Here is a 25,889-nt window from a genome sequence, read left to right as displayed (position 1 = left end):
TCGAAACCGGTCAAAGACATCCGGCCACTGTCACAGCACACCCCGATAGCCAACACCCCCTCCACCCACGACGAACACCTCAAGCACACCCCCCCCCACGCTTACCTCACATCCAACTCCGACCCGACCCGATCGACACCCGCCCGACCGCCACCAGCCCCCCCACCCAACACCCGACAAACAACCCAAGGAAGTCAGTAGGTTGTGCTTCGAGCCGGGGCGGGCGCGGTCGACGGGTGAGGGGCCGACGTGATCCCCCCTTTCAATGCCCGGACGTGCGACCCGTCCACGGAGCAGTCATCCAGGTCCAGCAGGCCGACACGGCGAAGCTCGGTCAGCAGGGCAGCGTGCAGGCGCGGCCACACGCCAACCTCGGTCCAGTCCCGCAGCCGGCGCCAGGCCGTCACCCCAGAGCAGCCCACCGTCTCTGCGGGGACATCACGCCATGTGACACCGGTCCGCAGCACATACATCACACCGGCGAGTGCCACTCGGCCGGGAACGCGCAGCCGCCCGGGGTGGCGATGGCGCCGTTCGGGAACAGGCGGCAGCAGCGGGGCCACCCGCGCCCACAGGTCGTCAGGAACAAGATCAGAACGCACCCCAGATACCCTGCCGACCAAGATCAGCAAGCGCAAGATCCGCAGATCAACTCATTCTGAAACGATCAGTTAGAGCATCCGCCAGTAAGGCTGTCCCGTAACTGTGAGCCGTCGCCGCCCCTCGGTGATGGGTCACCCCGCGTTCCCGGATCAGCCGAAGATGAGTTCGACGTTCTTGTCCACGCAAGACCGCAGGACGGTGACCAGCTCACCGACGTCTTCGATGCGCCGTCGCAGGACGGGGTCGCTGTCATCCGGCAGTCCGTGATCGAGGATTTCTTCCAAACGGGGCAGCATGGCCGCGCATTGAGCGGGCGTGAGGTCGGGGCCGTCGTCATCTGGGTGGTTGAGGAGTGGCTTCAGCATGGTGGAGACGCTGGACCAGTCGCGGTCTCCGCCGAAGCCGCGCATCTCGGCGAGCGCGAACCCCTCGGTCTGGGCCAGCCACTCCCTGAACATCCCGAAGCCGGTGTAGGACCAGGAGACGTCCGGGCTGGTCACGTCGCCGTCCCCGGGAAAAGCATCAGTCCCATCTCGCCTACTCCCCCTGCCGGATGGTCAGGATCCCCGAGGGGCGGGCTGTCGGCAATTGAAATGATCTCCGGATGGCTGGTGTGATCACGGCAGCGGAGACGTCTTGGATAGCCCCGTTCACCGGGCGCATCCTGCTCCGCATGGGCCCGTACACCCAGCCCTGGCTCGCCTCCCGCGACGCGGAACGCCTCAACACCCTGCTGGAGGGCAAGTCGCCCACCGTCATGCCCGCCGAAGCTCGTTCGTCTGATCGACGATCAGCTCCGCCACAGCACGCCCCGGCACCACACCGCGGCTGGACGAAGGTACCTCTTACCCGGACAAAGCCCTGGACACCTGCGCAACCCCCTCGGCCTCGCCGACACGCTGAGACACCACGGTCTGCCCGACCGCGCAGCTCGGAACACCGCCATGATGGACTCCCTGGCCGACCTGCCGCCCATGGTTATCGCTGACCTGCTCGGTATCCACCCCAAGCCAGCCGAACGCTGGGCAACGCTCCCCGGTGAGAACTGGGCCGGATACCTCGCAGCCCGCCAGGCCGAATAGCGGGGTACCCGTTCAACTGCGCCGGGGCAGTTCGGCGCGCCGTACCGCGCTGGACGCCAGGGCGATGGCCACGCCCAGGCTGGCGAAGGCGCCGCAGCCGACGAACACCGGTGCGGCACCCCAGGCTCCGATGGCAGCGCCGACGAGCGGATAGCTGAGGGGCGCGAGACCGACCATGGTGAGCATGACGACGGAGGTGACCCGGCCGAGATAGGCCGGGTCCGCCGCCGTCTGTATGAGGGTGTTGTCCAGGCTGCCGAAGATGCCCGCGCACAGCCCGATGACTGCGGCCAGCACCGCGGCGAGCCAGAGGGTAGGCACCAAGGCGATGGCGGCGGCGCCCGCGCAACCCACGAGCAGTGTGCCGGTCATCATCAAGCCGGCGCGGGGCAGCCAGCCGGCGATCGCGAGCAGTGCGGCGCTGGCTGCTGCTCCTGCGCTGAAGCTGCTGACGATCCAGCCGTAGCCGGAAGGGCCCCAGCCGCGTTCGGCGTTGAGGAGCACCATGCCGACGTTGAGGGTGCCGGTGAGACCGAGTTCGTAGATGGCGCCGGCGGCGACGAGCGGGCCGATGAGTTGGTGCCGGCGGATGTACTGCAGCCCGTCGAGCAGGTCCCGCCGCACGGTGCCGGGCCCTGGCCGCTCCGCGTCGTGCGATCCGAGGGGCCGTATCCGTACTGTCAGCAGGAGTGGCAGGGACAGAGCGAAGAGCGCGCCGGCGACGGTGAAGGCGGCCGCAGGCCCGCCCAGTCCCATGGCAAGGCCGCCGATCGGCGGGCCCGCGATCTGGCTGAGGCGCATCGACAGTGAGCGCATGCCGGTGACCCGGGCGAGCTGGTCAGGACTGGTGATGCGTGGCGGGAGGGCACCGACAGCGGGTACGAACAGCGCGTCTACGGCGCCGAAGACGAGCGCCACCGTGACCAGGATCCACAAGGCCGGCGCAGTCAGTGCGATTCCGGCGGCAGCCGCCAGGATGAGGAGACAGCGCAGCGTGTCACTGCCGAGAATCACCCGACGGGGGTCGAGCCGGTCCGCCACCACGCCCCCGCCGAGCATGAGTATCGCCCGCGGTAACGCCCCGGCGGCCATGACGAGACCGACTTCGGTAGGGCCGGCGGCCTTCTGGGCGGACCAGCCCAGGGCGACGAAGTACACGCTGTCGCCGACGAGGGAAGCGGTGTAGGCGGTGAGCCAGCGCAGTACGTTGCCGTCGCGGTGGCCTGGTGTGGTGGCATATTCGGGCAGGGCTGTCTCTGTAGTGGCCATGGCCGGCTCCAGTAGGTCGGGGAAAGGCCGGGTCAGGGCCGGAAGGGAAAGCCGTAGAGGTGCACGGACACGTGCTCGCGGTCCTCGGTGTCACCGGCCGCCTTGGCAGCTTTGCCGCGCTCGCGCCAGCGCCTTGCCAGCTCCTCAAGTTCGTCACTCATCTCGGAGAGTTCGGCGGGGGTGAGGTCGAGTAGCCACTCGGAGCTGAAGGCCGCGTCGGTCCACGCTTTGCCCCAGGCGGCCTTCTGGTCGAGATACGTGCGGTACTGGGCGACGCGGGTGTCGAAGATGCCGCGGGTCACCGCGCCGACTGCGGCGGCGCCCTCGGGCGTGTCCGCGAAGTCCGAGTCGCGAAAGCCCCAGCCCTCCTCGGATGCCACCCTCCACCACCGCTCGCGGCCGTCGGTGCCCTCGCTGCTCGCCTGGGCCACGAAGCCGTGTTCGGCCAGCTTGCGCAGGTGATAACTGACCAGCGACGGCGTCTCGTCGACATGCTCGGCGAGCTGAGAGGCGGTCGCGGTGCCCGCGGCGTACAGCATTCGGTAGAGCTGCATCCGCAGCGGGTTCATGAATGCCCTCAACCGTGACAGGTCGGTGATCTGTTCAGGCTCGTGCTTCGGTCGCATGCGCTAACCGTAGATGTGAAGCAGAAACTTCACAATAATGGCTTCAGAGTTTTCACGGCGGCAGAGTCCGGATCTGCACCGACGAGGTCAGATCCGACTGTCTTCAGGCAGCAGGCCCGTAGCGCCCCCGACCCGTCGCCGCCTCACCGAGCTCCGTCACGGTAGGCGGCGGCCAACTGCGGCAGCTCAACTAAGAATTGCGCACGCTCCGCATACCGCCACTGCACCAGTGGGCGACGTCGACCAGCCCCACCACGTCAAGCAGCTCGCCGAGCCCGCAGCCCGCGCCCACCGCATCGAGCACCTCGCCGCATTCCACGGCCGCTGAACCACCGTCCCGGCCCCGGCCGGATCACCCCTCAAGCCTGTGCGGCGGCCGTCGACACCGTTCAGGCTGCCAAGCAGCACCACCCCATCACCTGAGAGAGAGCCTTTCCATGACGGACGGCACCATCCAAACCACCACCTGCGGCTCGCCTTCCCGCCCCTCGATCGTCGTACTGTGCGGATCAACCTCGTACTGGGAGCAACTCGCCGAAGCCAACCTGTACGAGACCGCGGCCGGCCGGATCGTCCTCGCGCCCGGCTGCAACCTCAAGCAGCCCCACCCCCTGTGGGCCGACCCGGCCCAGACCGACCGCCTCAAGCAGGTCCTGGGCGACCTACACCTGCGGAAGATCGACCTCGCCGACGACGTCCTCGTGGTCAACCCCGGCGGCTACATCGGCGACAGCACCCGCCGGGAGATCGACTACGCCCGCAGCCTCGGCAAGCCCATCCGCTACACCCACCCCGTGGACGGCGGGAACGCCCGTGGCTGACAGCACGTCGATCGAATGGACCGACAGCACCTGGAATCCACCACGACGACTCCCGGCCCGGTGAGCGGCCAGGTGGTACCTGGAACGCGGCCAGCCCGTCGCCGTGCTCATCGCGTACTGCGCCCGCCGCGCTCCCAACGTCACCGGCGACTGGCTGCACCGGGCCTCACCCACAGCGCTCGACCGACAGCCCCCCATCCGAGGAACCCATGACCATCCCCCACCCGAGCCCCTACACCGCGGCCTCCAACGCAGCCGACGCCCTGCTCGCCGCGCACCCCGACCTCCCCGCCACGTCGGTGGACGTTGCCCACGTGCGCGGCCTCGAACCGGCCGCCCCGAACCAGGTCGAGAACAAGCCCGCCCTGCGGTCCTGGGCGCAGGCCCCTGAACACCACCGCCAAGCAGCAGCCGCCCCCCCGGAGCCCCGTGCCCGCCACCGTGCGGGCGCGGCGCTCCCTCTTCACCAAGAAGTCACAGATGACCATCAGCCCACCGGCGCCGGAGCGAGCCCAGCAGCTGCTGGCGCAGCTGGAGCGGTTCGGGTCCCGCGAGCACGGGCAGTTCGCCGTCGGCCAGCGCCTCCTGCAGGAGCACCCCGACCTGCCGCTGACCGGCTTTCGCGATCCCCGGCAGCTTCTCTCAGCTCATCGCACGGCCGGCTGCGGGAATGCCTTCGCCGCGAGCACCTGGTCCCGACATGATTTCCACCATGGACGAGGACAAGGACCATCGCAGGCGAACGCGGTACACGCTGTCTGAGACGGAACACGGGCAGGCCTGGGGCGTTTGTGCCGAGGCGGAAGGACTGTTCGGAGAACCCCAGCGCGGGACCTATGAGCTGTTCGGCTGGGTTCCAGAGGCAGAAGTGCACGACTGGGTCGGTAACCGAGTATGGCTTGTGCCGGACGACGATCCACGCGAACCCTGGCTGCTGCAGGACGCGGAGAGCCTGGGCCAGCTCCTTGGGACAGACAGTCTCGTACTCACTGGGCTGGACGACTACGAAGGTCCACCTGAGGGACACAGGGGGCGCGTTCGGGTGCACGACGGGAGCCGCTGGCTGGGGTTCTGCCGGGAAATCACCCGCATCCTGCCACCCAAACAGTCCGCGCCCCCGCTCGTCCTGCGGGGGCTCGCCCAGGGAGATCAGCTGCGAGCGGCACTGCTGAAGGGGACCCCGCGGGCGCTGGACCTGGAGCAAGCCGCTCTGGAGATACGGGACGACCAGGGCGAGCCGCTCACCGAACGCCTGTTGTGGAGCAGAGTCAGCGCCTGGCGCCCATCCTCCTACGGGACGGATCTGATCGACCTGGAGCTCGACGGAGAGTTCTTCACGCCCGTTCCGCAATACGCGCAGTCCATCTGGGAACGATGGCTCGCTGGTCCGCCAGACAACCAGGGTGCCTGGGCCGACCTCGATACTCGGCGCCGGTGGGCATGGCTCGACCTCGTCCGGGAGCGGGCTTGCCGACGCACCCATCGTGACCCGCCGCCTGGGCACGCCTATGAACTGGACGGTCAGCACATCACCGACGAACCGGGCCTCTACCTGGCGCTCGGCGAGGCCGTGAACGGGCCTGGCGGCTACTTCGGCGGCTGCCTCGCAGCCATTGACGACTGCCTGGGCGGGTCCTTCGGCTACACCGCACCCGCAACCCTGCTCTGGCGGAACGCCGCGACCGTACACGCACACCTGTCCCACACTCTTACACCGGACGGCGAGCCCTATGACCTATTCGCCGAGGTCCTCGAGGTCCTGGCCGAGGGCGGCATGCACGTCACCCTGGTGTGAGCAGCGGGTCGGTCGCGGGACATTGGCCACGACGGTTCCGCACTATCACGGGCCGTGTCATTGTCGGAGATGTCGTACGGCCCGCGGGCGTTGAGCAGACCGCCTCCCAGCGGGCGAACCGCTCATAGACCGTCTGCCACGGCCCATAGCGTTGAGGCAGGTCACGCCACGGAGCACGGGTACGCAACCGCCACAGCACCCCGTTGATCACCTGCCGGTGATCCCGCCACGGTCGACCCGGGCCCTGCGCCCGAACCACCGACGGCACGACCAAGACCGCCAGGATCATCGTGCCCGTCTTCCTCCAGCCCGGCGAGGACCCGACCGACATGGTCGCCTCCCCTCGTTCGCAATCCGGTAGGGAGCAGAGGCGAATCTCCTCCGTGCCCTGTCGTGCTCGCCGCGCTCGATTACGGACACGGAGGGTTGTACGGCAGCCCGGACAGGTGCAGCTTCCACTGGGCCGGCGTGAGGGTGCCCGCGGACGCGGTGCAGACCAGGTCGGCGTCGTGGCTGGTCTCAGTGGGCCAGAACCTTATGGTGCCGTCGTAGCCGTCGCTGACCAGGATGGGAGCGGTCGGGGCGAAAACGGCGGTTTCGACGGCGCGGCTGTGGCCGGTCAAGGGGATTCCGAAGGCGGTGGGGTGGGCGGGGGCGGAGACGTCCCAGAGGGGGATCGCGTTGTCCTCGCCACCGGAGGCCAGGAGGCGTTCATCCGGACTGAAGGAGAGGGTTGAAACGGCTCCTGTGAAGATGACGGCGGTTCCTCGAGGGGTGGGAGTGCCGGAGAGAGACGCTCCAGAACCGGATCTTTCCCCGGTCGCTGCCCACGGCGAGAAGATGCCCCTTCGGACTGAAAGCCATGGTCTGGCCGTACTCACTGCCGTTGAGGGGCTTTGTGCGCTTGGTATGTGTGGGGTTCCTGGGATCGCGCACGTCCCACACGGTCACCTGCCCTTCGCCAGCGTAGAGAGAGGCGAGCAGTCGCCCGTCGGGGCTGAATGCGAGCTGGTCCACCCAGCCGACCGTTCCTTTGGGGAACTGGTGGAGCAGTGTCGCGTGGCGCGGATCCGACACATCCCAGAGCCAGGAGGTGAGTTGGTTCCCGGCGGCCAGAACACGTCCGTTCGGGCTGAATGCAAGCGTGGTGTAGACGGAGTTACTCTTCGCCGCCAGGGTTCCCAGCCTCTTCGCATGGTGCAGGTCGGTGATGTCCCAGAGCTCCACTCCGACTCCATGGTCGCGAGCCAGGGCCATCGTGTGTCCGTTCGGGCTCACCGCGAGGACGTTCGGCCACGCGTCGATGTCCGCGTCGTCCGGCACCTTCTCGAACCACCCGCTGTCCAGCAGAGTGGGCCGCGATGTGTCACGGATGCTCCAGCGGCGCATCGCCCCGTCATAGCTGACCGTGAGCATGGTGCGGTCGTGCTGGCCGAAGGTGGTACTGTCAGCGATCTCGTGAAAGCCGAGGTCAAGGGGCTGTGCCCACGGGAACGCCCTGGTCATGGGGGATGTCTGCTTACCGGCCGAGGGCGTGTTCTTTCCCGGGATTCGTGGTGTGCGGGTGGAGTGTGTGAAGGCGCTCGTGGATGGGACACTGGTCCGCCTGTCCAGCACATACTCATCGAGAACGTGTCCGGACTGCGGTGTCGCATCCCGCCGGGTCCACAGCCGTTACGGTCGTCAGCTGGACGACTGTCCCGTCGCCGGCAGGCCGGTGCTGGTTCGACTGACCGTCCGCCGGTTCTTCTGCGATACCCCAACCTGCCAACGGCGGACGTTCGTTGAGCAGGTTGACGGTGTGAGCGAGCCCTACCGGGGTCCCGCGTGAATCGCTCGGCGTATGGCTGATCAGTTCGGGCCTGGCGGAACCGGAAAAGCGCCATAGCTGCAGCGACCCGTCCTGAGCACCGGCCGCGAGTAATCTCCCGTTCGGGCTGAAGGCAATGGAGTTGAACGGCCCCTTCCCTCCGCTCAACGGCTGGGACAACGGCTGACTGGCATCCTGGATCAACCGCGACCATCCGCCCACGTGGCACGTCGGCCGCACCGATGTCGGAAGGTTCGGGGGAATGGACGATGGACTCCGCGTCCCCTGCCCCCGGTGTCGGCGCCGGTGACCACGATTGCCTGGCGGCTGGCGCACATCATCGTTTCGTGCCTGGGCTATCGGGTCGGATGGTACTTCGGCGGTCAGGACGTCGACTGCCAGACATTCGCCTACGCGGGGACCGCTGACGAGGCGCTGAAACAGCTCGATGCCCCTCGTACCGGGTGCCGTGACGCACAAGACTCCGGGCCTTATCGGCGGGCCCGGAGTCTCATGGCGCGGCGGGTGACCTCGGCTCAACCTTCTTTCGCGTCCGGCCCATTGGGCTCGTCGAGGGTGCTGAGCTGGTGCCGGACCTGGTCGGCCTGCTCTGTGCGGTGCTGGGCGTGATACAGGTCGAGGGCTTTCTGCCAGGTGACGCGGGCGGAGTCGGCCCGGCCGGCGGTGAGATGCGTGTGGCCCAGGCGGTCAAGGGTGTCGGCCTCGGAGTAGGTATGGCCGAGCTCGCGGTACAGGGCCAGGGCCTGCCGGTAGTACTCCAGCGCTTCGGGGAGCCGGCCGGTGTGGTGGGCGATGTGGCCCAGGCTGTCGAGAGTGTGTGCCTCGCCTTCGCGGTCGTGGTGCCTACGGTGCGCCTCCAGCGCGGCCTCGCAGGCGCCGCGCGCCTCGGTGTGCTCGCCGAGTCGGGTGGAGTACCAGCCGACCTGGTTGAGGGTCCGGGCCGCGCGGACGGGGTTGCCTAGGGCCTGGAACATGTGGAGGGCACGGGTGGCGTGTTCGCGGGCCGGCCGGTACTCGCCCCGCCGTCCCCACGCCCAGGCCAGTGTGTGGTGGGTGCGAGCCTGTCCGGCGAGGTCGTCGGCCTGTTCGGCCAGCGCGAGTGCCTCCCGGAAGTGTTCCAGTGCCTCGTTGTGTCGGGCGAGGTCGGCGTGGGCCACGCCGAGGTGCCGGTGCGCCAGGGCGCGGCTTTCGGGGTCGTCGAGGTGGTCGGCGGCGTTGAGCGCGGCCTGCCAGGCGGCGAGGTCGTCATGGAGGTGACCGCGGCGGACGTGGTAGGCGTCCAGCGCCAGAGCGAACTGCCAGACCGAGCGATGCCAGCCCCGGGCGACGGCGAGCCGGAGGGCGGTGAGCAGGTTGGTGTGCTCGGTGTCGAACCACGCCAGTGCGGAACCCTCGTCGTCGAACGTGAGGGGCTCGACGCCGGGTCCGGGCGGACCGAGCCGCAACGGCTGGGTGTCCGGATTGATCAGCCGCTCGGCGTTTTCGGCGGTGTGCAGATAGAAGCCGAGCAGCCGGTCCAGGGCCGCCTCACGGGTGTGTGGAGAGAGGTCCTGGTCGGCCCGTTCACCGGCGTAGAGGTGTACGAGGTCATGCATCCGCCAGCGGCCGGGGACGCTCTGTTGTACCAGCGAAGCGCGCTCCAGGGCTCGCAGGACGGTGCGCGCCTTCGCGTCGGGGACGGCGGCCAGGGCGGCCACGGCGGGAACACCCAGTTCCGTGCCGGGCGCGCTGCCGAGGAGCGCGAACATCTCCGCCTCGGCGGTGGGAAGAGCGGTGTAGGACCAGGAGAGCACGGAGGAGAGGTCGGCGGTCGGGTCGCCTTCGTCCAGCGCGGCCAGCCGAGCGGTGCCGTCGCGCAGTTCATCGGCCAGCGCCCGCAGCGGGAAGCCGGGGTGCGCGGCGGCGCGTCCGGCGATGATGGCCAGGGCGAGGGGGTATCCGCCACAGTGGGTCAACAGGTCGTCCACCGCTTCGGGTTCGGCGGCCAGCCGCTCGGCGCCGAGCCGGCGCGCCAGCAGTTCTCGTGCCTCGGACTCCGGCAGCACGTCCACCGGGAGCAGATGGGCGCCGTGCGCGGTGACCAGCCCGGTCAGACGGTCCCGGCTCGTTACCAATACCGCGCACGTTGGGCTGCCCGGCAGCAGCGGTGCGACCTGTTCGAGATCATGGGCGTTGTCCAGCACGATCAGCATGCGCTTGTCGGCCACATGGCTGCGGTACAGCCCGACCAGGGCGTCGGCGTCCGCCGGGAGGAGGCCCGGCGCAACGCCCAGACCCTGCAGGAACGCCTTCAGGGCGGCGCCCGGGGCGAGCGGGTCCGCGTCGGGCGCGAAGCCGCGCAGATCGATGAACAACTGCCCGTCCGGAAACCGGTCGAGGTGCTGCTGGGCCCAGTGCAAGGCGAGCCATGTCTTGCCGATCCCGCCGGCGCCGGCCAGCGCCGAGATCACCACCGTGCCGCCCGCCGCCGCCTTGTCGAGGACGCCGGTCAGGGTGGCCAGTTCGGTGGTGCGGCCAGTGAACGACGGCGGTGGCGCGGGCAGCTGACGCGGTATCGGATCGGGCACACCCGTGCTGTGCGGACCGGACACCGCCGGGTCGACGGTGAGGATCCGCTGGTGCAGCCGCCGCAGTGCCGGGGAGGGGTCGCTGCCCAGTTCTTCGGCCAGCACCGTCCGCATGCGCTCGTAGGCGTCCAGCGCCTCGGCGTGATGCCCTGCCTGGAACAAGGCCGATATCAGTGCCTCCCACAGCCCGTCCCGGAGGGGATGCCGGGCGAGCAGCGGCCGTACTTCCGCGACCGCGTCGGCGTGGCGGCCTGCGCCCACCAGGGCCCAGGCATGACGCTCGGCCACCGCCAGCCGACGCTCACGTAATCGCACGATGTCCATCATGGGCCCCGACCCCAGTTGGAGATCCTCCAGCGGCTCTCCCCGCCACAACTCCAGCGCCCGCTCGAAGAACTCGGCCGCGCCGACGAAGTCACGTTCCGACAATGCCCGGTCGCCGCGGCGCGCCAACTCCTCGAAGGCGAGCACGTCCACCTCGTCGGGCGCCGCGGCGAACAGATAGCCCGCCGGCCGGGTGACCAGCCGCTCCCCGCCCTCGCGCAACAACCGCCGCAGTGCCGCGACATAGGTCCGGATGTTGGTGTCCGCCGACGCCGGCGCCGTCTCCCACACCGCCTCGACGAGGGCCCGGACCGTGACGACCTCGTTGGCGCGCAGTGCCAGTACCGCCAGCACGGCTCGCTGACGCGGCCCGCCCAACGCGAGGACGTCGCCACCGTGGCGCACCTCCACCGGTCCCAGCAGCCGGAACTCCACCCGATCCCCCTAGTCGCACGTCACACACCGGAAACAGACCCAGTCCACTAAAACACCGCACCCAGCGGCCGTGTACGGCATCTGTGCGCCATCTGTGCGCCCGGGAGACAACCTGGATCTGCGCGCCGAAAACCAGCACTTCGGGGCGTCAACCGGACCCGGAATCCTCGGACCTCGGGAGAACCGACATGAGGACCCGAACGAAGTCACTCGCCGGCGGAGTGGCGAGCGCCCTGACCAGGCAAGGCCCGCTGAACTCGATGACGTGAACACAGCAGGGGCATCGGCTCATCCGATGTCCCCGCAATGGCGGAGAAGTGAACCGCTGTCCCGCCGCTCGTCCCACGACCAGCAGAAACGAGGAGCTCATGCTCAAAAAGAAGATCGGTGTTCGCCTAGGCACGGGGGGAGCTGCAGCGCTCCTCGGTCTCATGGGTGCCTTCGCCGGGCAGGCCAGCGCCAGCCCCTCAATCCCGGCAATGGGGCAATCCCCCAGCATCACGCGTCCCAGCGGCTTCGCACCCACCGACGTGGTGTTCGAGCCCACCTCCGTGGTGACCGACGCTAGCTGCAAGGGGTGGATGAACACAGAGAAGCAGAACGGCAACTGGTTCGCGCAAGGGCTGGTTCAGTCCTGGAGCGGCCAGGGCTGCTACATGTACCTCGAGCGGTATCACAACGGCGCGTGGACGATGGTGTCCTCCGAGCACTACGTGGTCGACAAGGCGGACAACACCGGCTGGTACTGGGACGACTCGGGCTACAAGTCACGTGTCTGCATCTACAACGAAAGCGGCTCCCAGACGTGGAAGTGCGGTGGTGCCGTGTAAAGCGAGATCGAGGCGGTATGGGCGGCCCGGTGACCTCGTAGGCTCGCGGGTCTGACCAAGTCCTAGCCGCCCTTGCGGGCCGCCACCTTCCAGTCGGTGACGGCCCGCACTCCAGTGAATACCTCGCCTCGTCCAGCGCCCTCCACATTGATCTTGATGAACACCTCGTCAAGGTCCCACTTGCCACCGGCCTGAGGACGACGGCGCAGGGTGGGCGCGATGGGCGAAATGACAGGCCCGGTCGGTGTACAGCTTGGTGATCAGCTGCAGGCCGCAGCCACCGAGCAGCAGCCCGCACCAGAACGTGTCGTGCTCGTGACGGCGGCGGAAGGCGTCCCGCTCGATCGCCTCCAGCGGCAGCATCAGCGGCTCCTCCCAGTCCGCTCCGCCCAGGACCGCCGTCTGAATCTGCCGCCTGTCACCCCGCACGAAACCCCCGCCTTCCGCCCCAACTCATCGTGCCACCAAGGCCGTTGATCTCACAGACGACCACTGTGCTCGTGCCGTCGCACGCGGCGGGCAAGGCTCGCCGACAGCGGCCGGTCTGCCAGGCAAGCCACAGCCCAATCGAAGGTTGATCACGGCGGCCGCGATCACGTCACGTGCAACTGGCCCAGCAAGCGACCGCGGTCAGCTTGTGCCGCCACCAGGCTTGCCAGCTCACCGTCGTCTGTGAAAGGTTCGGGTGACAGGTTCGGTCACGCGGCCTGGAGGGCCAGTGTGGTCATGACGATCTCGAATTCGACGGGTGTCAGCCGGCCGAGGGCGGCTTGTCTGCGGCGCCGGTGGTAGGTCCTCTCGATCCAGGACACGATCGCGATCCGCAGTTCCTCGCGGGTGGTCCAGCTTCGGCGGTCGAGGACGTTCTTCTGTAGCAGGCTGAAGAACGACTCCATCGCTGCGTTGTCGCCGGCTGCCCCAACTCTTCCTATCGAGCCGGCCATCCGGTGGCGGACGAGAGCCTGGACAAACTTGCGGGACCGGAACTGCGAACCGCGATCGCTGTGCAGAATGCACCCGTGGACGTGCTCGCGTCGGGCAACGGCGTTGTCCAGGGCTGCCACGGCCAGGCGGGACTTCATCCGGGCGTCGATGGAGTAACCCACGATCCTGTTACTGAAGACGTCCTTGACCGCACAGAGGTACAACTTCCCTTCGCCGGTGGCGTGTTCGGTGATGTCTGCGAGCCACAGCCGTTCGGGCCGGACGCGGTGAAGTGGCGGCTCACGAGATCGTCATGCACCGGCGGGCCGGCCTTCTTGCTCCTGCCGCGCTTCTTCCCGAACACGCTCCACCAGCGGTTGTCCCGGCAGATCCGCCACGCGGTCCGGTCCGCCATCCCGGCTCCGGCGCCACGGGCTTCATCGGCAAGGAACCGGTAGCCGAACTCCGGGTCGTCGCGGTGGGCGTCGAACAGTGCGTTCGCGCGATACGCCTCCTCCAGGACAGCGGCGGCAACCGGCTTGCCCAGCCAGCGGTGGTAGGGCTGTCTGGCGAGCTTGAGCACCCGGCACGTCACCGTGACGGGCACCCCGTCCGCGGCCAGCTCTTTCACGAGCGGGTAGATCCTTTTCCCGGAAGATGTGCCTGCGGAAGATAGGCCGCAGCCCGGCGCAAGACCTCGTTCTCCTGTTCCAGCAGCTTGATCCGCCGACGCGCTTCCCGCAGTTCCGTGCTCTCCTGGCTGGTCGTCCCGGGCCTGGATCCGTCATCGATGTCCGCGCGGCGCATCCATTTCCACAGCGTCATCGGATGGACGCCGAAGTCCTTCGCCACCTGCTCGACCGTCACCCCCTGGCCACGGTTCCTCGCGACCCGCACGACGTCCTCGCGGAACTCTTCCGGATATGGCTTGGGCACAGCGACATCCTTCCCACCCACCCCACAGGGCAAGCCAGTTCAGATGACCTGCCCCGCGGTTTGGGTTCCAGCTGCGGTGGCTAACTGGCGGCGTGGATGGTGTCTTGTGCGGAGAGTAGTTCGTACTCGATGGGGGTGCGGTACCCCAGTGCTGAATGTCGTCGCTGGCGGTTGTAGAAGATCTCGATGAACTCGAAGATCGCGTTGGCCAGTTCGACCCGGGTCTTCCAGCGCTTGCGGTTGAGCAGCTCGATCTGCATCGAGGACCAGAACGACTCCATCATCGCGTTGTCCAGGCCGTCCCCGACGGTGCCGAACGACGGCAGGAGGCCGGCGGAGCGGATGCGTTCGCCGAAGACCCAGGAGGTGAACTGGGTGCCGTGATCGGCGTGAACGATCCCGCCCGGCTCAGGGCGGCGGTTGCGGATGGCCATGTCCTGCGCGTTGACCACGAGGGTGGAGTCCTGGCGTGAGTCGATGGACCAGCCCACGATCCTGCGGCTGAACGCATCCAGGACCGCCGCGCAGTAGACCCACCCTTCCCTGGTGCGGTGTTGCGTGATGCCGGTGACCCACAGCTCGTCGGGACGCAACCGATGGAACTTCCGGTTGACCAGGTCGTCGGCGGTGACGACACCACGCAGCCGCTTGATCCGCACCAGTCCGGGCAGCCCGTGGATCCCGGCCTGTGTCATCAGCACCGACACGGTCCTGCTGCAGACCCGGATGCCCATGCCCAGGGTGAGCTCGGCGTGGATGCGGCGGTAGCCGTAGGTGCCGCGGGAAGCGACGTGAACCTCTCGGTTCAGTCCGGTCACCCAGTCCCGCCGTAGCTGTCGTGGAGTGGTCGGTGTGCGCTTGTGTTTGTAGTAGTTCTGACGGGCGACGCCAAGGATCCGGCAGCACCTGTTGACCGGTGCCCCGGCATCGACGAGTCGGTCGATCACCGGGTAGAGCCTTTTGGGGCCGGCTTGTCCTCGCCAAGGAACTTCGCCGTCTGCCGGACGATCGCCAGCTCGGTTTCCAGCTCATGGATCCGCCGGCGCGCGGCCCGCAACTCAGCAGACTCGCTCGACGGCGTTCCCGGCCGCCGCACGTTGTCGATGTCGTCTTGCCGCAACCACTTCGACAACGTGACGGGATGGATGCCGAGTTACACCGCCGTCTGTTTGGCCTGCTTGCCGGCGCGGACCAGCGCGATGGCACGCGCCCGGAACTCCGGAGGATAGGGACGAGGCATGGCTGCCAGCATTCCGTGAAGGGCTGTCAGTTAGCCACCAGAACTGGAACTTGAGAGGTGGGGCAGGTCAAACCTGTCACCCGATCGTGCGGCAGATCCACTGATACCGGCGTCCGCGCAGGTCACAGGGCTAGCCACGGTGGGCTGCCGCACGTGAGTGACTTGGCTCACCACTTCCAGAAGTACTGTGTGCGACCTCGGAGACAAGAGCGCGCGGGCCGCGGCGGTAGTGTCCAGGCTGAGCACGTAGGGCATCAGAAGCAGAGGACAAGGCATGCAGGCCGCAGACCGGTACGCCCTCGGGTTGTGCGTTGGAGTCGGCCTCATGCTGGTCATCGCTCGCTTGGTGATGTCCGGGAACCGGAGCCACTGGCGAAACAGCGCATGGTGGGAACGGAGCTACGTCGCCGTACTCACAATCTTTGCGCTCTCCGAGTCGGACAAGGTCATCCGGATCGTCATGACGGTGACAGCGGTCTGTGCTGCCTACGCGCTTGGCCGGCGGAAACCATCGCGCCCATAGTTCGCATCGAGGGCACACGCCGCGGTGGCCATGCCACTCTCGTGCCAGAACGGACGCGGACTCATGGGGAACCAGGGTCCGTGGAGGCAAGTTCGGCAGACTCTGGCCAGGACAGAGAATCGGCAGGTCAAACCTGCGACCGCCCAACCTCGCCCCTAAGAAGTCCTAACAGAAGCTATTGATCATGTGACTTTCGGTGTGGATGGTCGTTGGCCTGGTCGTGGGAACACGTCAGTCGCGGCCGTGGATCGTCTCGGACGAACTGTGGTCGCTGATCGAGCCGTTGCTGCCCGTGCCAGGTCCGAAGCTGGTGGAGGGCCGGCCTCGTGTGCCGGACCGGCAGGCGTTGTGCGGGATCTTGTTCGTGCTGCATACCGGCATCCAGTGGGAGTACCTGCCCCAGGAGCTGGGGTTCGGCTCGGGCATGACCTGCTGGCGGCGCCTTGCCGCGTGGAACGAGGCCGGGGTGTGGGACCAACTGCATCTCGTGCTGCTGAAGAAGCTGCGCTCGGCCAAGAAGCTGGACTGGTCGCGGGCGGTGATCGACTCCTCCCACGTGCGGGCCGCTCGGCGGGGCCCAACAGCGGTCCCAGCCCGGTCGACCGCGCACGACCGGGCAGCAAGCCCACCTCATCGCCGACGCCCAGGGCATCCCGCTCGCGGTGTCACTGACCGGCGGCAACCGCAACGACGACACCCAACTCCTGCCCCTGCTCGACAAGATCCCCGCCGTCGCCGGGAGCGTCAGCCGGCCACGGCACCGGCCCGACGCCCTCCTCGCCGACCGCGGCGACGACCACGCCACATACCGCCGACTGCTCTGGGCCCGCGGCATACGCCCGGTCATCGCAGAGGCCAACCCCACGGCACCGACCGGGGGGCATCTTCCGCTACGTGGTCGAGCGCACAATCGCCTGGCTGCACGGCCTCCGCCGCCTGCGCACCTACTGGGAACGACGCGACGACATCCACGAAGCCTTCCTCGGCCTCGCCACCTGCCTCATCACCCACCGACACGTCCAACGCCCTTGTTAGGGCCTCTTAGGCCACATAGCAGGTTCGTCCTACGACCCCTGGGCCGTGACGTCGGTGATCTCCACCGTGACCTTCTTGCTCACCGAAGAGGTCTGGATCAAAGACGGCGTGTAGTTCAGGCTCGTCTGATCCGACAGCTCCGCCGTCTCGATGACCGGGCCGTCCTCGGCGCCGTGGATCTCGTAGGTGATGTCGTACGTTGCGGCCGGGTCGATGTTCGCGCTGTCGACCAGGAGCGTCAGATCCGGCTCCACCGTGAGATTGCAGCCCGCCGACCCGAAGCACTGCCGTTTGGTGGTCTTCAGCGTGATCGTGAAGCTGTCGGCGGTGACCTCCTCGTACGACGGGGAGGGGGATGGCGCGTCGGCCTGGGCCGCCGGATGGCTGCTAGTCGCGCTGGCCGCCGCGGCCGGCTTGCTGTCGTCTCTGGTCTGCACAACCACGATGCCGGTGCCCACGATCGCGGCGATCACGGCGGCCGCTGAGCCGATGATGACGAGGTTCGTGCGGGACTTCTTCGGCGTCGGCGGCTCGGGCGGGAAGTTGGCATCGGCGGCTGCGGCAGTTCAGTCATGGTCCCCCCATGGTTCTGGTGTGCGTGATCGGAATAATGCGGTCACGTGTGCCCGATGTGGAACAAGCACTTCCTGCCCGGCGAGGCACCCACCGCATGACGACGGCCCCGCCCCGGCCACACCCTGCGGGGCCGCAACATGCTGAGGTTCAGGACAGCTTCCACTCACCCGTCTGGTCCGCGAACCCCGAGTCCATCGCGAAGTGCACGGTGGTCACCTTCGAAGCCTTCGGCACCTCGAACACGATCCACCCCAGCGCCTTCGCCCCTGGCTTCAACCTCACGTCCGAAGACATCGACGGCCCGGCCGAGATGTCCCCGAACGTCGACTCGAACTGCTGCCCCTGACGATCAGCAACCTGCGCCCCGTTCGACGGGCTGTCGCTGTAGGCGGCGGTGCCCGTGTTGACGAGCTGGAACTGGACGCCGACGAAACGCTTGCCCGCGCCAGCCTGTGTGAATTCGTCGGCTGGCTTGGCTGGGTCGACGACTTTGACGACGGTTACGTCGAGTTTGCTGCCGTCGTCGGTTCCCTTGAGGCTGATGGTGTCCCCGATCTTCGCTACGTCGGGCTTCCTGGCGTTCGCGCCGGACTTGGCCCCGGCGCTGTGGCCGGCCCGGGCCGTCGCGGATGCGGGCGTGGATGTGACAGAGCTGCCCGAGCCGCCGCTACTGGCGACCGAAATGATGACCGCGATGACGACGGTCAGGCCGATGATGCCGAGGCAGCCGAAGCCGAGGATCTTCCCGACGGGGCTCTTCTTCGGCGGCGGCGGTGCGCCCCAGCCGGGTTGTTGCGGTGCCCCCCACTGCTGCTGCGGTTGGGTCCAGCCTGGTTGAGCTGGTCGCTGTGCCCATCCGGGTTGTTGCGGGTTTTGATTGCTCACGTGCCCCCCTTGGTGCTGCTTTCTGTGCCGCGTGAATATATCCGGTGTAAGCACCACGTGAAGAGAGTGAGAGCGATTTGTGACACGAACGGGGCAGGAGGTGGGCGGGAGGTTCGAATCCGGACTCGCGCACTCCGCACGCGGCCCCCCAACTCCCGCGCCACACTGACGACATGGCGATTCGGATCGGGGTGCAGGCGGACACCGAGGAAGAGTGCGCCGAGGCTCTCGCGCAGCTCATCGACAAGGGCTATCTGCCCACCATGACGCCGAAGTTCCTCTCCGACGGCCGGTGGATGGCCCGCGCCGTGCCCAGGCCGGCTGCGCCTCCGCAACCGCCGAGCCGGTCTAGGGCCGTAGCCAGCAGTAGTGCCAGTCCGCATCCTCGTGCGGTGGCGCGCCGTACCATCGGGCCACCTACAGGGTTCCGTTGATCTCCAGCCGTGCCGGCGGGCACCCACCGTTCGTCTCCGCCACGACTTCGCAGCCCTCGGCCGGGCCGCCCTCCACGCCGAGTCGCATCTCCACGGCAGGACAACGGAAGGCAGCCCACGGCGGTCACGGAAGTGCAGAAAACTGTCCGCCGCGCCCTGGAAGCACCTACTCTCCTGGCCGTGAGCGCGATCAACTGGGGTGACGTTCCTACTTGGCTGGGGACCACTTTCGCCACGGCGGCCGCGGGCGCAGCGGTGTGGACGTTGAAGAGCCAGCGGGACCAGATCCGCGAGCAACGGGTGTTCATCAGCGAGCAGTCCGCCACGATGGAGTTGGAGCGTGCGGAGCTGCGCGCGACAGCGGAGGACCGGCGTGTGGCACAGGCCAGACAGGTGCGCATGTACCACTCACAGCAAAATGCCGACGCCGCAGCTAGAAGCATGCTTCGCAGGGATCCCGACGCTATCCCTGGCCATTGGTCGGTCGAGGTGGTCAATGACAGTGAAGCGCCGCTGCGTGACTTGGAAGTCCGGTTCGGCAGCGCGTACACCGCGGCAGAGGTCTACGAGTCCCGTGGCTCGGTCCGGGGCGAGCGATTGACGTTGCCAGTCGCTATCCTCGGAGCACGGCGACGAGCTGAGTTCCTGTCGCAGCGGTATTCGCCAGCCACGCTGCATAACAACCGGCCGACGCTGTACTTCACCGACGACGGTGAAGTCCGCTGGTCGTTGGACTCGTACGGCAAGCTAGCGGAGACGGACCAGCAGTCAGCGGAATAGCGAGCAGCAGCCCCGCCGCTTACGGGGGGGGGACAATGGTGGGGCCTCAGTGCAGTCTGGCATGCGCACCTACTTGTCGGCCCGCTCCACGGTGATCTCGACCTCCTCGTTGGCGCGCTGCTGCGCGGTGGGCGGGAAGTAGCCGCCTCCACTGGTCTGGTATGTGGTCTCGTGGCCTTGCAGCCGCTCGTCATCGGCGTCGATCGGCTTCTTGAATCCGGTGCCATGATGGCGGTCCTGTCTCTTCGTGGGATGGGAAACCGGGGCGGCCGGCTAGCTGCCAGGCGGGCGGCCACCCCGGGGCTCATGCGCTCGTGTCGCCGGTGAACAGCGCGTACAGGCGTCCAGCACCCGCCGGGCGTGCGGCAGCAGCGCCGCGCCCTCCGCGGTGAGCGCCACGCCGTGCCGGTCGCGCCGCAGCAGCTCCACCCCCAACTGCCGCTTCAGCGCCCGGATCTGCTTGCTCAGCGCGGGCTGCGAGCCTCGTCGGGTCTGGGTACGGGCGGGCTTCGTTAGCCCACCGAGCTCCCGGATTGGTGTGCATGGGGTGGTCGGCACACTCGCTGGCGGGCTGGGTGTGTCGGGCGGTTGGCCGTCCGGACGGGACCGGCCGAAGGCCGCACGCCCGGCCGAGGCGGCCAGAGCCGCCCGGCGCGGCGGAGCGCGCGTCTTGAGCAAGTAAAGAGAAGTTGGACCGATCGGGATGGTCGGGGTGGCGCGCGTGGCGGCTGGCTTGGTCGGCGCCACAGGGTTGTTGAGCTGGCACGTGGCGGCGGGGGCTGCTTTGAACTCATCGCACAGCAGTGCCAGCGGGGCACCAGCAGGCGCACGTACTGCCGCCTCCTGATCTCGGCAGTACGTGCTGGATGCGTGAAAGTACTCGTGGTCGTCGTCGGTGAGGCGCTGGATCTCCTCGATGACCCTGCAGACTCGAGTCTGCACCTTACGTCTCCACGTTCCCTCCGGCTCGCCTTTGGAGCCGCGCTAGAACGGTACGACAGCTTCCAAGAACCTGCAGAGTGCCCCGGCTGCCTTCCGAAAGTCCGGTCAGCCGACGGTGAAATCCGCCGCTTTGGTGTCCAGGGTGGTGGTGCCGTCCTTAGCAGTGGCGAAAACGGCGACATGCCAGGAACCGCGCGGGGATGAAGCGGCCTCGGCAGCGGTCACCGCGGCCGTGTACACGCACCGCACGGTGTCCGCGCCGGCGGGCTTGCATCGGGCCGACTCCGCATGGGCCATCTCCTTGGCGGTCGGCTGCTTCGCAGCAAGTCCCGACTTCTCGGGCCAGGCCAACACCTTGAGGGTCTTGACGCCGGAGGACGCCGTGACCTTGGTGGAGAAGGTGAACGAGCCGTCCCGCTCGCCGACCGGGGCGGTGTAGTGGGTGGTGTTGTGCGCGAGGGCGGGCGTCTGATCCCCGGCATACGCGAGAGCGAAGGCCCCGGCACCCGCCAGGACGACAGCACCAGCGACGACGGACAGGGCGATACGACGGGACATGGCGAGTTCTCCGTAACTCTCTCGGCTGACGGAACCCGGCGCTCTCGACCACGCCGCTGCACCGATGCTCGCGATGCGAAGCCGTCCCGGACCTGAGTACGGAAACTCAACTTGGCCTGGGTGATCGAGCCGGTCCGACCAGCCGATCACCCAGGGTCCTGAGGACCGCAACCCGCGCGCTCGCCTCGTGGCGGACGACGAACATGTCGAACCTCGCGGCCAAGACACAGTGACGCTCGAAGCGATTGATCCGCCCTACGGCGGCACACCAGGACCCCTCGCCTGGTCAACTACCAGGCGAGAGCCCTTCCCCCTCTCGACTATCTCGACGGCGCACATCCCCGTGAGCGGAAGCAGGTGGGACGCTTAGGTCATGGCCCTTACTGATCGTTTCAGAATGCGGTTGCCCGGCCGAGGCAACCGCGGTCAGTCATCGAGGCGGTGAAGGACTTGCGTGAGCTCGCCGCTCTCAGCCAGACCGACCAGGACCTCGGTCATGTTGCTGATGCCGGCGTCCCGGACGATGAGTCCGTCTGAGCACCAGAAGTAGCGGCCTCCGAGGGCTTCCCCGCTTTCGGCCCATCTCGCCATGATGACCTCGACCTGGGCGAGGGTGATCATGGTCGCGCTCCAGCGCGAGCCGTCCTTGAGGTCCACGAAGACATCGACGTTGTCCACGGCCTCCAGGCCCTCGCCCGCGTTCGGCAGGAATGCTGCCTCGAAGTGCTCCGTGTGGACGCGGTACCACGGTCCGTCCCAGATGCCCGGCTGTGTGCTGTGACTCACCGGACGAGTGTGCAAGGCTGAACGGATCACCTCAACTGCGTTCTTCTGGCACGCTTCCCGCCATGAACGGCGATCTTGTGCCTGATGACTTGTGGGCGCGCGTGGCTCCATTACTCCCGCGACACCCTGAGCGGCGGCACCGGCATGCGGGACGGCATCGGATAGCCGACCGCATCGCCCTGACCGGCATCCTCTACGTGCTGCGTACCGGAGTGGCCTGGCGCGACGTGCCCCGTCAGGTGGTGGGCTGCTCCGGTGTCACAGCCTGGCGCCGCTTGCGGGACTGGACGGAAGCCGGCATCTGGCCCCGGCTGCACGCCGCCCTGCTCGCCGAACTCCGAGGCGCCAGCCTGCTGGAAATGGACAAATGCGCCGTTGACGGCTCGCATGTCCGCGCCCTCAAAGGGGGCTTCACACTGGGCCGTCGCCGGTCGACCGTGGCCGTCCCGGCAGTAAGCATCACCTGATCGTCGACCAGTTCGGCACTCCGCTCGCGGTTTCGCTGACCGGCCGAAATCGACACGATGTCACCCAACTGATCCCCTTGCTCGACGCGGTTCCCCGAATCCGCGGCCAACGCGGGCGTCCCCGACACCGGCCCAAGTAGCTGTTCGCCGACCGCGGCTACGACTTCGACAAGTACCGGCGACTCCTTCGCGGCCGAGGGATCACTCCGAAGATCGCTCGCCGAGGTGCCCTACACGGCTCTGGCTTGGGCAAGATCCGCTGGGTGGTAGAGCGGAGTTTTGCATGGCTCCACCAGTTCAAACGGCTCCGCATCCGCTACGAGATACGCGCCGACCTCCACCAGGGCCTCCTTCAACTTGCCTGCAGCATCATCTGTTTGAGGCGACTGCGCACCGCACTCTGAAACGATCAGTTAGACCACGGCCGGACTTCCGGGGTTCCTGGCAGCCGGGTCACACACCCGCGCTGATCGTGATCCCACTGGGGCTGATCGTCACGGTCTGCGTAGCCGATGTGCTGTCACCGCCGCACATCCACTTCGGTCCGCTGCTCGTGGCGACACCAGCGATCACGGTGGCTTTCGCTGGCGCCCGGGTGACGGCACTGATGGGGGCTCTCGCGGTGGCGGCCCAGGTGCTGATCGGCGTACTCAGAGGGGTCCTGCCCACCGCCAACATCCAAGCCCAGATCACCGCCCTGATCGTCGTCTCCAGCATCTGTGTCACCATCTGCATGGTGCGGGACCGGCGTGAGCAGCACTTGCACCGGGTGCAGTCGGTGGCCGAGGCGGCGCAGAGTGTGCTGCTGCAGCCGCTGCCCACCCAGGTCGGCCCGCTGCGGATCTCTGGCCTGTACCTCCCCGCAGAGGAAGAGGCCGATCTGGGCGGAGACCTGTATGCCGCCGCACGGACCGCCGACCACAGCACTCGGCTCCTCATCGGCGACGTGGGCGGCAGCGGCATGGCCGCGATCAACAACGCCGCTCTGCTGCTCGGCGCGTTCCGCACGGCCGCCCATCGGCAGGCCACCCTCCCTCGCCTCGCCGTCCACCTGGATGGCGCGTTCCGTTGGGACGCCAGCCAGTGGCGATCACCGGCGGAGCAGGACACCAACGAGGACTCCGCCACCGCCACACTGCTCGACATCCCCGACCACGATCCGGTCGTCCACCTCTTTAACTGTGGCCACCCACCACCGCTCCTTCTGCGCGGCAATCGGCTCACTCCTCTCACGGCCGAGGCGAGCCACCTCCCGGTCGGATTCGGCGGGGTCTTCGGCATCACCGCATACGACGTCCAGACCTTCCCATTCGAGGTCGGCGACCTGCTGCTGTACACCGACGGTGTCATCGAAGCACGCAACACCGACGGAATCTTCTATCCCTTCACCGAACGAGCGCCCGAGTGGACCAAGGACGACCCCGACGAACGCTTGCGCCACCTCCAGGACGATTTGCTGGCCCACGTCCACGGACACCTCCACGACGACGCGGCCGCCGTCGCCATTCGCCGCCTGGCCGTCTGAACGCCGGGCCCCTGTGCCCGCCCCCAAGGCCACCCGACTCCCTCATCCTCACCCCGGCCAAGGCATCTCGGTCCATGGAGTGATGGCATGCCTCCCTTGACACGGGGCCCCTGTCGCTCACGGGGTCCGTTCGGTACCCCTCGAGGGCGGAAAGTAGCTGGTCAACGTGCGTGGTGGGAATCCACCCCGAACTGGCGCGACACCTGAAATGCAGAAGACCGAGGGTTCAGGTTCGGACAAGCCGCGCCGCGTGCTCAGCCTCGTCGCTCCGGACAACGCCGGGCCATGCGTTGCGGAACTGCCAGTGTGTGCTGACACCGTCCGGGCCGTCGAAGCCGGCCCGGGACAACGCTGCTCCGATCCGGCTGCGGACCTCGGCCTCAGCCGCAGGTTCGGCAGCAAAGAGCACCCGTAGTTGCACCTCGTCGCCGGAGGACTGCGTGGCGGTGTGGTGGGGCGCGAGCGGGCACGGCGGCTCGCGCTCCCAGCTCCCAGCTCCCGCAGAGTGCGACCGTTACGGCTGCTCCGAGAGCTCGCACATCGCCGCCCGCTTCGATCCTCACGACCGCCTCATGGACGAATACTTGGCGCACGCGGCCAGTATGCACCGCGGTCGTCACCGTTTGCCGCATCCAGTCCAACACCCGGCAGACACACCGAGACCCTTCGCGTTTCGGAGCGAGGCCTCTGCACATTCCGAGCCCACGTTTTCCCAGGTCATTGAATTCCGTCGGTGCGCCAACGGAACCTGCCCCGGCCTGACGCGGATAAGGAGACGGTGGGGCCGGTACGGCACGGGTACTGGCCCTAGCGGACCAGTACCCGTATGAAGGACGCTCACAGCCATGTCCGATCAGCAAGTGGCTGTCGCGCTGACAGCCGCAGCAGTCATCGCCGCAGTCCTGGCCGCCCGGGCAGCGGTCCTCCACCAGGGCGGCCGAACACAACGCGCTCGCGCTGTTCACCGGCCGCGTCGCCATAGCACACCCCACACCGGCAAGCACAAGCCTCCATCATCTCCAGCCGCGCTTTCCGACGACACCTCCTCCGCCGTTCGAGAGGCTGAGCAGCACGTTCGCCACTGCTGGCAGCAACTCCAATCACTGGTCGACCCGCCCGAATGACCGGAGCAAGACAAAAAGATGGCCAACGTCGCGGCCATGGTCTCGGCGAGCCGGCGGCGGGCCGTGGTGCCGCCGCCCAGTAGGTATAGGTGAGACGTAGCAGGGCATCCGGGGTGGGGGCCGGGGTGCCGCCCGTCGAGTCATGGGCCTTGAAGGGGTGAAAAGGTGAAGGGCTTCCGCAGCTTCATCCTGCGCGGCAATGTGGTCGACCTGGCGGTCGGCATCGTCATCGGGGCGGCCTTTACCGCCGTCGTCAACGGCTTCGTCAGCGCCTTTTTGACCCCGCTCGTGGGGCTGGCCACCGGTGCCACAGGCGACATGACCCGCAAGACCTTCACAGTAGGCGCCACCAAGTTCCCCTACGGAGCCTTCATCAACGCGGCGATCAGCTTCCTCCTCCTCGCCAGCGCCCTGTACTTCCTCGTCGTACTCCCGATCAACAAGCTGCACGAGCGTCTTGCTCCCCACAACGACGTCCAAGCCCCCAAACGGGACTGCCCCGAGTGCCTCAGCCCCGTCCCGGCCCAGGCCCGGCGCTGCGCCTCCTGCACCGTCCCCCTGCCCGCGGTACCCGCCCAGGCCGGGGAGACAACCCAACGGGCCGGGTGACCGGCCCCTGATCGACCGGTGACAGTCGGACACCCTCGGTACTCAACGCTTGGCCGGGTTGCCCCTGCAGCCGACTCGCGGCGACCGCTTTCCTCTCGTCTGACGACGAGGGTCACCCGGTCCGCCCGGAGCTGTGCGAGATCTGCGACGCGGGCAAGCCGGCGGCAGGCTCACCTGGTCCGGGTCTTTACCGGAGGCGGCGGCCAGGACGTCTCCCGGGCCGAGGAGGGTGCGGGGCTGATGTGGGACTGGACGCGGGAGGGGATGGCCGTCGACGGCTGGTTCTGGGAAGAGACTGTCCGGCCGGAGGTGAGCAGCGCCCCCTCGGTACGCGAGTTCCTGGCCGGACGGGATCGGATCAG

At 67.8% G+C, this 25,889-nt stretch carries 20 protein-coding genes and 10 pseudogenes; 12 read left to right on the top strand and 18 right to left on the bottom strand.

Going from position 1 to position 25,889, the window contains the following annotated elements; genetic code table 11:
• Positions 1-195: 195 nt before the first annotated feature.
• The 4 genes and pseudogenes from ACFY1U_RS34470 to ACFY1U_RS34455 all read right to left on the bottom strand — a co-directional run.
• Positions 196-602 (bottom strand): annotated as a pseudogene (locus ACFY1U_RS34470) (transposase); the annotation flags it as partial.
• Positions 603-752: 150 nt separating this feature from the next.
• Complete coding sequence (locus ACFY1U_RS34465; protein ID WP_390698052.1) at positions 753-1,103, bottom strand: hypothetical protein; 351 nt, start codon at positions 1,101-1,103, stop codon at positions 753-755.
• Between the two features lie 594 nt (positions 1,104-1,697).
• On the bottom strand, positions 1,698-2,954 hold the full coding sequence (locus ACFY1U_RS34460) for an MFS transporter (protein ID WP_390698051.1): 1,257 nt from the start codon (positions 2,952-2,954) through the stop codon (positions 1,698-1,700).
• A gap of 32 nt (positions 2,955-2,986) precedes the next feature.
• Positions 2,987-3,580: an ArsR/SmtB family transcription factor gene (locus ACFY1U_RS34455; RefSeq protein WP_390698050.1), complete on the bottom strand. Its 594-nt coding sequence runs from the start codon at positions 3,578-3,580 to the stop codon at positions 2,987-2,989.
• A 437-nt stretch (positions 3,581-4,017) separates the two neighbouring features.
• On the opposite strand from ACFY1U_RS34455, the gene ACFY1U_RS34450 reads away from it, so the two are divergent.
• A complete protein-coding gene (locus ACFY1U_RS34450) occupies positions 4,018-4,401 on the top strand; it encodes a hypothetical protein (protein WP_390698049.1) in 384 nt (127 codons plus the stop codon).
• Between the two features lie 474 nt (positions 4,402-4,875).
• Here the strand turns inward: ACFY1U_RS34450 and ACFY1U_RS34445 are convergent, their stop codons facing one another.
• Complete coding sequence (locus ACFY1U_RS34445; RefSeq protein ID WP_390698048.1) at positions 4,876-4,998, bottom strand: hypothetical protein; 123 nt, start codon at positions 4,996-4,998, stop codon at positions 4,876-4,878.
• 115 nt (positions 4,999-5,113) lie between these two features.
• Between ACFY1U_RS34445 and ACFY1U_RS34440 the strand changes: the two genes are divergently transcribed.
• Positions 5,114-6,196, top strand: a complete 1,083-nt coding sequence (locus tag ACFY1U_RS34440) for a hypothetical protein (protein WP_390698047.1) — start codon at positions 5,114-5,116, stop codon at positions 6,194-6,196.
• A 100-nt stretch (positions 6,197-6,296) separates the two neighbouring features.
• On the opposite strand, the pseudogene ACFY1U_RS34435 reads toward ACFY1U_RS34440, so the two are convergent.
• The 3 genes and pseudogenes from ACFY1U_RS34435 to ACFY1U_RS34425 all read right to left on the bottom strand — a co-directional run.
• Positions 6,297-6,485, bottom strand: a pseudogene (locus ACFY1U_RS34435) (transposase); the annotation flags it as partial.
• 121 nt (positions 6,486-6,606) lie between these two features.
• On the bottom strand, positions 6,607-6,819 hold the full coding sequence (locus tag ACFY1U_RS34430; protein WP_390698073.1) for a hypothetical protein: 213 nt from the start codon (positions 6,817-6,819) through the stop codon (positions 6,607-6,609).
• A gap of 88 nt (positions 6,820-6,907) precedes the next feature.
• Complete coding sequence (locus ACFY1U_RS34425; RefSeq protein ID WP_390698046.1) at positions 6,908-7,702, bottom strand: WD40 repeat domain-containing protein; 795 nt, start codon at positions 7,700-7,702, stop codon at positions 6,908-6,910.
• Between ACFY1U_RS34425 and ACFY1U_RS34420 the strand changes: the two genes are divergently transcribed.
• On the top strand, positions 7,701-8,027 hold the full coding sequence (locus tag ACFY1U_RS34420; RefSeq protein ID WP_390698072.1) for a transposase family protein: 327 nt from the start codon (positions 7,701-7,703) through the stop codon (positions 8,025-8,027). The genes ACFY1U_RS34425 and ACFY1U_RS34420 overlap by 2 nt on opposite strands.
• A 96-nt stretch (positions 8,028-8,123) precedes the next feature.
• Here the strand turns inward: ACFY1U_RS34420 and ACFY1U_RS34415 are convergent.
• Positions 8,124-8,228, bottom strand: a pseudogene (locus ACFY1U_RS34415) (hypothetical protein); the annotation flags it as partial.
• Between ACFY1U_RS34415 and ACFY1U_RS34410 the strand changes: the two are divergent.
• Positions 8,216-8,456: pseudogene (locus tag ACFY1U_RS34410) on the top strand (DinB family protein); the annotation flags it as partial. The pseudogenes ACFY1U_RS34415 and ACFY1U_RS34410 overlap by 13 nt on opposite strands.
• 86 nt (positions 8,457-8,542) lie before the next feature.
• Here ACFY1U_RS34410 and ACFY1U_RS34405 read toward each other — a convergent pair.
• Entirely contained in the window at positions 8,543-11,353 is a 2,811-nt protein-coding gene (locus ACFY1U_RS34405) for a BTAD domain-containing putative transcriptional regulator (RefSeq protein WP_390698045.1), read from the bottom strand.
• A gap of 581 nt (positions 11,354-11,934) precedes the next feature.
• On the opposite strand from ACFY1U_RS34405, the gene ACFY1U_RS34400 reads away from it, so the two are divergent.
• Positions 11,935-12,183, top strand: coding sequence for a hypothetical protein (locus tag ACFY1U_RS34400; RefSeq protein WP_390698044.1), 249 nt, complete (start codon positions 11,935-11,937; stop codon positions 12,181-12,183).
• A 168-nt stretch (positions 12,184-12,351) separates the two neighbouring features.
• Here the strand turns inward: ACFY1U_RS34400 and ACFY1U_RS34395 are convergent, their stop codons facing one another.
• From ACFY1U_RS34395 to ACFY1U_RS34385, 3 genes and pseudogenes are all read right to left on the bottom strand, one after another.
• Positions 12,352-12,612 carry a hypothetical protein gene (locus ACFY1U_RS34395; protein WP_390698043.1) on the bottom strand — a complete coding sequence of 87 codons (261 nt, stop codon included), beginning with the start codon at positions 12,610-12,612 and terminating at the stop codon, positions 12,352-12,354.
• A 269-nt stretch (positions 12,613-12,881) separates the two neighbouring features.
• A pseudogene (locus ACFY1U_RS34390) lies at positions 12,882-14,043 on the bottom strand (IS3 family transposase).
• A gap of 80 nt (positions 14,044-14,123) precedes the next feature.
• Positions 14,124-15,283 (bottom strand): annotated as a pseudogene (locus ACFY1U_RS34385) (IS3 family transposase).
• A gap of 725 nt (positions 15,284-16,008) precedes the next feature.
• On the opposite strand from ACFY1U_RS34385, the pseudogene ACFY1U_RS34380 reads away from it, so the two are divergent.
• The 3 genes and pseudogenes from ACFY1U_RS34380 to ACFY1U_RS34370 form a co-directional block, all read left to right on the top strand.
• Positions 16,009-16,230: pseudogene (locus tag ACFY1U_RS34380) on the top strand (transposase); the annotation flags it as partial.
• Between the two features lie 190 nt (positions 16,231-16,420).
• Positions 16,421-16,612 (top strand): annotated as a pseudogene (locus ACFY1U_RS34375) (transposase); the annotation flags it as partial.
• Between the two features lie 88 nt (positions 16,613-16,700).
• The gene (locus ACFY1U_RS34370; protein ID WP_390698079.1) at positions 16,701-16,841 is read left to right on the top strand and encodes a hypothetical protein; all 141 of its coding nucleotides are present in this window, start codon (positions 16,701-16,703) and stop codon (positions 16,839-16,841) included.
• A gap of 29 nt (positions 16,842-16,870) precedes the next feature.
• On the opposite strand, the gene ACFY1U_RS34365 is transcribed toward ACFY1U_RS34370, so the two are convergent.
• Positions 16,871-17,314, bottom strand: a complete 444-nt coding sequence (locus tag ACFY1U_RS34365) for a hypothetical protein (protein WP_390698042.1) — start codon at positions 17,312-17,314, stop codon at positions 16,871-16,873.
• Between the two features lie 250 nt (positions 17,315-17,564).
• Entirely contained in the window at positions 17,565-18,302 is a 738-nt protein-coding gene (locus ACFY1U_RS34360) for a DUF4352 domain-containing protein (RefSeq protein ID WP_390698041.1), read from the bottom strand.
• 614 nt (positions 18,303-18,916) lie between these two features.
• Here ACFY1U_RS34360 and ACFY1U_RS34355 point away from each other — a divergent pair.
• Entirely contained in the window at positions 18,917-19,516 is a 600-nt protein-coding gene (locus tag ACFY1U_RS34355) for a hypothetical protein (RefSeq protein ID WP_390698040.1), read from the top strand.
• A gap of 339 nt (positions 19,517-19,855) precedes the next feature.
• On the opposite strand, the pseudogene ACFY1U_RS34350 reads toward ACFY1U_RS34355, so the two are convergent.
• The 3 genes and pseudogenes from ACFY1U_RS34350 to ACFY1U_RS34340 all read right to left on the bottom strand — a co-directional run.
• Positions 19,856-19,996 (bottom strand): annotated as a pseudogene (locus ACFY1U_RS34350) (LysR family transcriptional regulator); the annotation flags it as partial.
• A gap of 567 nt (positions 19,997-20,563) precedes the next feature.
• Positions 20,564-21,016, bottom strand: coding sequence for a DUF5707 domain-containing protein (locus tag ACFY1U_RS34345; protein WP_390698039.1), 453 nt, complete (start codon positions 21,014-21,016; stop codon positions 20,564-20,566).
• Positions 21,017-21,442: 426 nt separating this feature from the next.
• Positions 21,443-21,802: a hypothetical protein gene (locus ACFY1U_RS34340; protein WP_390698038.1), complete on the bottom strand. Its 360-nt coding sequence runs from the start codon at positions 21,800-21,802 to the stop codon at positions 21,443-21,445.
• A gap of 62 nt (positions 21,803-21,864) precedes the next feature.
• Between ACFY1U_RS34340 and ACFY1U_RS34335 the strand changes: the two are divergent.
• The 3 genes and pseudogenes from ACFY1U_RS34335 (at position 21,865) to mscL (ending at position 25,527) form a co-directional block, all read left to right on the top strand.
• Positions 21,865-22,673 (top strand): annotated as a pseudogene (locus ACFY1U_RS34335) (IS5 family transposase).
• A gap of 65 nt (positions 22,674-22,738) precedes the next feature.
• Positions 22,739-23,794 (top strand): PP2C family protein-serine/threonine phosphatase, encoded by a 1,056-nt coding sequence (locus ACFY1U_RS34330; protein WP_390698071.1) that lies wholly within the window; start codon positions 22,739-22,741, stop codon positions 23,792-23,794.
• A 1,289-nt stretch (positions 23,795-25,083) separates the two neighbouring features.
• Entirely contained in the window at positions 25,084-25,527 is a 444-nt protein-coding gene (gene mscL, locus ACFY1U_RS34325; RefSeq protein WP_115912821.1) for a large conductance mechanosensitive channel protein MscL, read from the top strand.
• Positions 25,528-25,889: the final 362 nt, after the last annotated feature.

The sequence above is a fragment of the Streptomyces sp. NPDC001351 genome (assembly GCF_042896045.1).
Taxonomy (GTDB): Bacteria; Actinomycetota; Actinomycetes; order Streptomycetales; family Streptomycetaceae; genus Streptomyces.
Note: the sequence above shows the minus strand (reverse complement) of the source record. Positions and strands in the feature narration are given on the sequence as shown.

Excerpts from the sequence above, each read along its gene's own strand:
- ACFY1U_RS34460 (WP_390698051.1), bottom strand. The coding sequence starts at position 2,954 with ATGGCCACTACAGAGACAGCCCTGCCCGAATATGCCACCACACCAGGC.
- ACFY1U_RS34455 (WP_390698050.1), bottom strand. The coding sequence starts at position 3,580 with ATGCGACCGAAGCACGAGCCTGAACAGATCACCGACCTGTCACGGTTG.
- ACFY1U_RS34450 (WP_390698049.1), top strand. The coding sequence starts at position 4,018 with ATGACGGACGGCACCATCCAAACCACCACCTGCGGCTCGCCTTCCCGC.
- ACFY1U_RS34440 (WP_390698047.1), top strand. The coding sequence starts at position 5,114 with ATGGACGAGGACAAGGACCATCGCAGGCGAACGCGGTACACGCTGTCT.
- ACFY1U_RS34420 (WP_390698072.1), top strand. The coding sequence starts at position 7,701 with ATGGGGGATGTCTGCTTACCGGCCGAGGGCGTGTTCTTTCCCGGGATT.
- ACFY1U_RS34425 (WP_390698046.1), bottom strand. The coding sequence starts at position 7,702 with ATGACCAGGGCGTTCCCGTGGGCACAGCCCCTTGACCTCGGCTTTCAC.
- ACFY1U_RS34400 (WP_390698044.1), top strand. The coding sequence starts at position 11,935 with ATGAACACAGAGAAGCAGAACGGCAACTGGTTCGCGCAAGGGCTGGTT.
- ACFY1U_RS34345 (WP_390698039.1), bottom strand. The coding sequence starts at position 21,016 with ATGTCCCGTCGTATCGCCCTGTCCGTCGTCGCTGGTGCTGTCGTCCTG.